The following is a 6,302-nucleotide window of genomic DNA, read 5'->3' on the forward strand; positions in this document are numbered from 1 at the left end:
TGGGTCACTTCAATGCCACTCAAGAAGACAAAAAGCGTCTTCTCGAGTGGCATCTCCAGTGCCTGTCGAGTCTGAATGAGCCGCTTACGCTTTTAATATCTAGCTGCAGCGGCTTGCCCCTCGAGGTCGCTTCGGTACCTTCCTAAGTGTGCGGGCACACTTGTCAGGTTCCTCCAGCGCTTGTCGGGGCAGAACAGCCGCTTACGCTTTTAATGCTATCAGGGATATCCTGCAAATATAAATGATAGGTGGACAAACATGAATTATCGAATTTTATTATATTATCATTACACAACGATTGAAGATCCTGCTGCTTTTGCTTCCGAACATTTGCAAGCTTGCGAGGACTTGAACTTGAAGGGGCGTATTATTGTTGCGACAGAGGGCATCAATGGAACGGTCTCAGGTACCATTGAAGATACGAATGCGTATATGGAGATGATGGAGAAACATCCATTATTCCAAGGGATTGTATTCAAAATCGATGAGGCAGAGGGGCATGCGTTCAAAAAAATGCGTGTTCGTCCGCGAGCGGAGCTGGTGAACTTAGGCTTGGAGGAAGATATTAACCCACATGAAATTACAGGGCGTTACTTGTCTCCAGTAGAATTTATGCAAGAGATGCAGCGTGAAGACACAGTTGTACTTGATGTACGAAACACATACGAATACGATGTTGGCCACTTCCGTGGGGCTATCCGTCCAGAGGTAGAAACATTCCGCGACACACCGGCATGGGTGCGTGCGAACAAAGAACTTTTCGAAGGCAAGCGAGTGCTGACTTACTGTACAGGCGGGATTCGCTGCGAAAAATTCTCCGGCTGGCTAAAAGCTGAAGGAATTGGCGAGGACGTGGGCCAGTTACACGGAGGGATTGCGACTTACAGTAAAGATCCGGTGGCAAAGGGCCAACTTTGGGACGGACAGATGTATGTCTTTGATGAAAGAATCACTGTACCCATCAACCAGGTAGAGCATGTAGTTGTTGGAAAGGACCATTATGATGGTACGCCTTGTGAGCGTTACGTGAAATGTGCCAACCCGGAATGCAATAAGCATATTTTAGCATCCGAAGAAAATGAAGCTAAACACCTTGGCGGCTGTACCCTCGAGTGTACAAAACATCCGCGAAACCGCTACATCGAAAAGCACAATCTATCCCAGGAATATGTACAAGCGGTCATTTCTGAACTGGAAAAAAACGAACAGCATATCTAATGAAAAAAGGGGCATGAATCACGAATTCATGTTCCTTTTTGTATGTATAATATAGTGAAGCAGGAATTAACCATTCAACAAAAAGTATTTCAAGAAAAGCATATCACTCCGGTTACTTTGAAACTCTATAATACTATTTTGAAATCATGTCTATTTTGTGAAAAGTCGAATTTTTTGTCGAAAAGGAAACTTTTAGTATTGTTTATACTGTTCCTTTCGTGCTACGCTTTTAAAAAATCGAGTAAATTTATAGGATAATACTAAGACCCTTGAAAAGCTCCAATACGTTTATTATTTCGGAAAGTATTTAAGGAGATATATGTGAAATGAAGGAGATAGAAAATGAGTTGGTTAAAAGATAAAGTAAATTTAAAGTGGATCATTATGATTTTCATTATCGGTCTCCTATTCTTTTTTGCAAATGCATTAAACTTTTTATTATTAACATTTATTGTCACATATTTGGCCTACACAATCTTTGTAAAGATACTACATATTCTACCTCAGCCCTTAAAACGTCCAAAACTGTTGTTAATCTTAATGTATGCACTTATTTTGGCAGTTGTCGGAACTACCGGTTATCGCTATCTTCCATCTGCCATCAATCAATTGTCTGCAATCATTGTTCAAAGCTCATCATTCAGTCTTGAACAATATCGCGACATGATTCCTGAGAAAATTTACGGATTTATCTTAAACCTTGATATGGAAGGGATTTTAAAGGATATTGGCGGGACGATATTAGATAAAATAGCCGATGTCAGTACGTTTCTATTAGAAGCATTTATGGCGCTTTTACTCAGCTTCTTCTTTATCCTGGAAATTGATAAAATTAAAGTCTTTTGTAAGTCCTTTAAAACTAATCAAACAGAAAAAGTCTACAACCAAGTTGTTCTCTTTGGGAATAGCTTTTTGAATACTTTCGGTTTGGCCATTAAAGTTCAAATCATGATTTCAACAGTAAACACGGTTTTAACGGTTATTGGATTATTGATCCTGGGGTTCCCAAATATTTTGGGATTGGCGATCATGATTTTCTTCTTGGGCTTAATGCCGGTCATCGGAGTAGTCATCTCTCTTATTCCTCTTACGATTATTGCATTCCAAATAGGCGGAGTTATGTATGTCCTTTATATTTTTGCTATCATTATGATTATCCATGCAATTGAATCGTATATTCTGAACCCAAAACTCTACTCCATCACAATGAAATTACCGATTTTCTTTACATTCATGGTTTTAATGGTAGGGGAATTATTATTCGGCGCATGGGGATTAGTCATCGGTATTCCTTTGTTTGTATTTATAGTGGAGATGATTAAAGGTTCAACAGATCTAAAGCCAATATTAAAGAAGTGAAAAATATAGGGACGTTCATCAAATACAATGAAATAAAAAAAGCAAACTAAAAGTCGGTTCCTAAAGAAATCGACTTTTTGGTTTGCTTAAGTTGTATTATCAGACTGTGAAAATGCCTCTTATTGTCCGCTCATTTCCAAACAGAAAAATCCTTCATCTTCTACCCACTCCGCAAATAATGCATCTTCAAAACGGGTGATGCCCCTATTTTTCAACTGTTTAAGCAGCCAATCCTCATCATGCCCAGACTCCCTTAGATTATCCAGAACGACTTTGCCGTCACTAATTAACGTAAACGGTAAGTAGACCGGCTTTTGTTTTAGGCTCATATCTTCAAGTGTTGGAGAGGCATATTTTGGTTTCTTCATCACACTGATTTGTCCGTTAGGCTCTATTATCATATACTCAACCTCGCGGATGGAAAAAATATCTTTTTGCTGTCTAAGCATTTGCTGCAATTGGTCAATATCCAAATGATTTTGACTTAGCTGTTCCCGATCAATTTTCCCTTGTCTGATGATGATCGAAGGATAGCCTTCAAAGGTTCTTCGCAGGCCTCTATGTTTTTGGGTTAATTTTTCAACTGCAAAAATTAATATCGTCCATAGTACTAATGCATAGAGTATTGACCAGATTTTTACATGTTCATCATAGACACTATTTCCGACTAGTTCTCCGAGAACCATGGCAGATATAAAGTCAAAGGGGGTCAGTTGTGAAATCTGTGTTTTCCCCAAGATTTTAGTAGCAATTAATAAGGCGATGAATCCAAAAATAAGTTCGATGGTGGTTTGTCCTATATGTACCACATTATTTCACCTCTTTTATAAAAGCTTTCCTTCCTGAGTAAGTATAGCCAACAATATCGTTAGAAAACCCTTAAACGTTGGAACAACAATCACATTTTAGCAGTACCTTTTTATTGAAGTCATGATTGGAAAGGGATAGCTTAGAGGAAGAATGAAAAAGTGGAGCTTGCAATTTCTCATAATGATGATTGTAGGACGGAAAATTTAAAATTGGAGTGGGTACCATGAAGTTAACAGGAAACACAATAATGATTACAGGCGGTGCTTCGGGAATTGGACTAGCCTTTGCCGAGCAATTTTTGAAAGAGGGGAACGAAGTAATTATTGTGGGACGAAGGGAGGAAAAACTGGCACAAGCAAAGGAAAAACTTCCGCTGTTGCATACACGGGTTTGTGATGTTTCCATAGAGCAGGAACGGATTCAATTGTATGAATGGTCAACAAAGGAATTCCCGCAGTTAAACGTTTTAATTAACAATGCAGGAATACAGCTAAGAGTAAATTTACTGAATGCACCGAACAACTGGAAGTACTACCAGAACGAGCTGGCAATCAATGTGGAAGGGCCGATTCATTTATCTATGTTGTTTCTTCCTCATCTTATCAAGCAAAAGGAAGCAACTATTATTAACATCACTTCAGGATTGGCGATACAGCCGGGCATTTGGGTACCAATTTACAGTGCCACAAAAGCAGCAATGCACTCTTTTACAATGACATTGCGCGAGCAACTAAGAAACACGAGCGTTGAGGTAGTGGAGGTGTTGCCCCCAGCAGTCAATACGGATCTAGGTGGAGCAGGTCTTCATACATTCGGCGCACCGTTAAATGATTTTATTGCAGGGATATTTGATGGGTTAAGCAATGAAAAAACAGAAATTGGCTACGGGGGAACAGAACAGCGACTCACGGCCACAAAAGAAGAAATTGAACAAGGAATGAAGAATGCTTGGAACAATTTTTTGAATAATAATCCTGACTTTCTTAAATGACTTTCTTTACTTAAAAGAACAAAGCCTTTCTTAAGTTATGAAATGCTTCGTTCTTTTTTCTGCTTCCCGAAATTGGATGCCAGCGTAAAGTTGACTTTAAGTTCTCGGAAATTCATAGATATGCCAGGATTTCTAACGCCACCGCATTGAGATGGAAAGCTTGCAGCAATCTAAATTTCTTGCCCTAAATTCCATTTCTAAACCATCAGGATTGTAATACACCACTACATCCGATGTGATTCCAACAGATTGAATTAACCGTTCTACCTCTTTGGTATTTGACCGTTGTGCAACGTCCATTAACCTTGCCCCAAATTCCTTTGAAGAAGCCAATTTACCCAGAACCATACTTGCTTCTTTCATAAGCTTATTTGATTGATTTGCAGATTCGTACAGAATATCAGCATCTACAGGCGGATAGGGGGGACGATTGGATGGCTGCGGGTTTTGGTTAGGTTGCTGTTGTACCACATAATGCAAATAGTTCGGGTTCATAGGATTCAAGTGCTCAAACAAAGGATGTAGATTAACAATTTGAGCATTAGCAACAGGCAGATAGACATTCTGTCTGGTATAAGGCGGCTGGTTGAAACGGGGCTGGTAAAAGTAATGCATAAAAAACCTCCTATTGGATTCATATCCCTAGCTTATGGGTGGTGCTTCAATTAATTTAGGTTTGTGACCAGGTAAGACATTTTAGGGGAGGAAAAGCGGACTTAAAAATATGTATTGTAAAAAGAAATAGTGGGAAGAATAACTTATAAAAATATACACGGATGACCTTGATGTAGGGAAAATCAATAAAAAAATATTTAATAAAATCTTTAAGTTAATATAAAAAAGCAATAAAGTGAGCGCCAATACTCCAATTCATGGTACAGTTAGAAAGAAAATTATAAAGAAGAGTAGGAGACCAATATGATTGAGGTAAAAACCTCTCCACTAAGTGATGGAGAATTTAATAGAGGCGTATTTGCTACACGGGATATCAAAAAAGGGGAGCTTTTTCATGAAGCACCTGTTATATCTTATCCTAACGAGCAGCATGAACACATTGAGAAAACCCTCCTTGCTGATTACGCTTTTGAGTATGGGATCAATCATTCGGCCATTCTTCTAGGCTATGGCATGCTGTTTAATCATTCATATGAACCGAATGCCATTTATGAGATTAATTTTGACAATCATACATTCGATTTCTATGCTTACAAGGACATAAAAGCGGGTGAGGAGCTCCTTATCAATTATAATGGGGATGTCGATGACAACGAGCCGCTCTGGTTTAATAAAGATTGAGGTATAGATTGCAGCCATAGAGCAGATACTCGAGGTAATTGGATATTTAATAGAGATTCTTAGAATAATTCTAGTAAAAGATGTGTTAATCCAAAGTTGGACTAACACATTTTTTTGCGTCGGAAATATATTTGTGGCCAGTAGTAAATTTAATGTTTACTACGCCTATATGAGGGTACTATTGCGATAATAGGAAATATATTGGATGTTTTAGGAAGGTTTTCCTATTTCTAACTAAACTAAAATATAAAATAACAAATGTATATTGATACTTGTTTGGAAGATTAGATAGAAATAACAATTATGAATCTGCGAATATAATAGGAGAAGTTGGAGGGAATGAATTTTGATTATGAGTAAAGAAACTATGTCTTTATTAGATTTGGAAAATGCGATTGTTACGCTACAGAGTCGTATGATAGATATTGGATTGTCAAAAGGGTTAACACATCCGGAAACTGTAAAATGCAGCCAAGAATTAGACATAGTCCTGAATCATTTCCAAAAACTTAACTCTAAACAAAATGCCTATGTTGGGGTAAACTGACGATATAGAAGTTAGATAGTTTTGCAAAAACGAAGGAAATCGTAAAACAAGAATATTTGATTAAAAATCCTGTGTTGATAT

The 6,302-nt window shown here is 38.1% G+C and carries 7 protein-coding genes; 5 read left to right on the forward strand and 2 right to left on the reverse strand.

All coding sequences use genetic code 11. The features are described 5' to 3' along the window. Positions 1-258: 258 nt before the first annotated feature. Positions 259-1,218, forward strand: coding sequence for an oxygen-dependent tRNA uridine(34) hydroxylase TrhO (gene trhO / locus QYB95_RS18885; protein WP_301139919.1), 960 nt, complete (start codon positions 259-261; stop codon positions 1,216-1,218). A gap of 342 nt (positions 1,219-1,560) precedes the next feature. Then, positions 1,561-2,577 carry an AI-2E family transporter gene (locus QYB95_RS18890; protein WP_301139920.1) on the forward strand — a complete coding sequence of 339 codons (1,017 nt, stop codon included), beginning with the start codon at positions 1,561-1,563 and terminating at the stop codon, positions 2,575-2,577. Between the two features lie 119 nt (positions 2,578-2,696). Here QYB95_RS18890 and QYB95_RS18895 read toward each other — a convergent pair whose 3' ends face one another. Beyond that, a complete protein-coding gene (locus QYB95_RS18895; RefSeq protein ID WP_301139921.1) occupies positions 2,697-3,386 on the reverse strand; it encodes a DUF421 domain-containing protein in 690 nt (229 codons plus the stop codon). A gap of 224 nt (positions 3,387-3,610) precedes the next feature. Here QYB95_RS18895 and QYB95_RS18900 point away from each other — a divergent pair, with 224 nt between their 5' ends. After that, on the forward strand, positions 3,611-4,378 hold the full coding sequence (locus QYB95_RS18900) for an SDR family oxidoreductase (protein ID WP_301139922.1): 768 nt from the start codon (positions 3,611-3,613) through the stop codon (positions 4,376-4,378). 132 nt (positions 4,379-4,510) lie between these two features. Here QYB95_RS18900 and QYB95_RS18905 read toward each other — a convergent pair whose 3' ends face one another. After that, positions 4,511-4,993: a YuzC family spore coat inner layer protein gene (locus QYB95_RS18905; RefSeq protein WP_301139923.1), complete on the reverse strand. Its 483-nt coding sequence runs from the start codon at positions 4,991-4,993 to the stop codon at positions 4,511-4,513. Positions 4,994-5,296: 303 nt separating this feature from the next. Between QYB95_RS18905 and QYB95_RS18910 the strand changes: the two genes are divergently transcribed. Together QYB95_RS18910 and QYB95_RS18915 are read left to right on the forward strand one after the other, a co-directional pair. Beyond that, on the forward strand, positions 5,297-5,674 hold the full coding sequence (locus QYB95_RS18910; protein WP_301139924.1) for an SET domain-containing protein: 378 nt from the start codon (positions 5,297-5,299) through the stop codon (positions 5,672-5,674). 352 nt (positions 5,675-6,026) lie between these two features. Beyond that, entirely contained in the window at positions 6,027-6,221 is a 195-nt protein-coding gene (locus QYB95_RS18915; RefSeq protein WP_301139925.1) for an aspartyl-phosphate phosphatase Spo0E family protein, read from the forward strand. The last annotated feature ends 81 nt before the right edge of the window (positions 6,222-6,302 follow it).

The sequence above is a fragment of the Ureibacillus aquaedulcis genome (assembly GCF_030418165.1).
Lineage (GTDB): Bacteria > Bacillota > Bacilli > Bacillales_A > Planococcaceae > Ureibacillus > Ureibacillus aquaedulcis.

Excerpts from the sequence above, each read along its gene's own strand:
- trhO (WP_301139919.1), top strand. The coding sequence starts at position 259 with ATGAATTATCGAATTTTATTATATTATCATTACACAACGATTGAAGAT.
- QYB95_RS18890 (WP_301139920.1), top strand. The coding sequence starts at position 1,561 with ATGAGTTGGTTAAAAGATAAAGTAAATTTAAAGTGGATCATTATGATT.
- QYB95_RS18900 (WP_301139922.1), top strand. The coding sequence starts at position 3,611 with ATGAAGTTAACAGGAAACACAATAATGATTACAGGCGGTGCTTCGGGA.
- QYB95_RS18905 (WP_301139923.1), bottom strand. The coding sequence starts at position 4,993 with ATGCATTACTTTTACCAGCCCCGTTTCAACCAGCCGCCTTATACCAGA.
- QYB95_RS18910 (WP_301139924.1), top strand. The coding sequence starts at position 5,297 with ATGATTGAGGTAAAAACCTCTCCACTAAGTGATGGAGAATTTAATAGA.
- QYB95_RS18915 (WP_301139925.1), top strand. The coding sequence starts at position 6,027 with ATGAGTAAAGAAACTATGTCTTTATTAGATTTGGAAAATGCGATTGTT.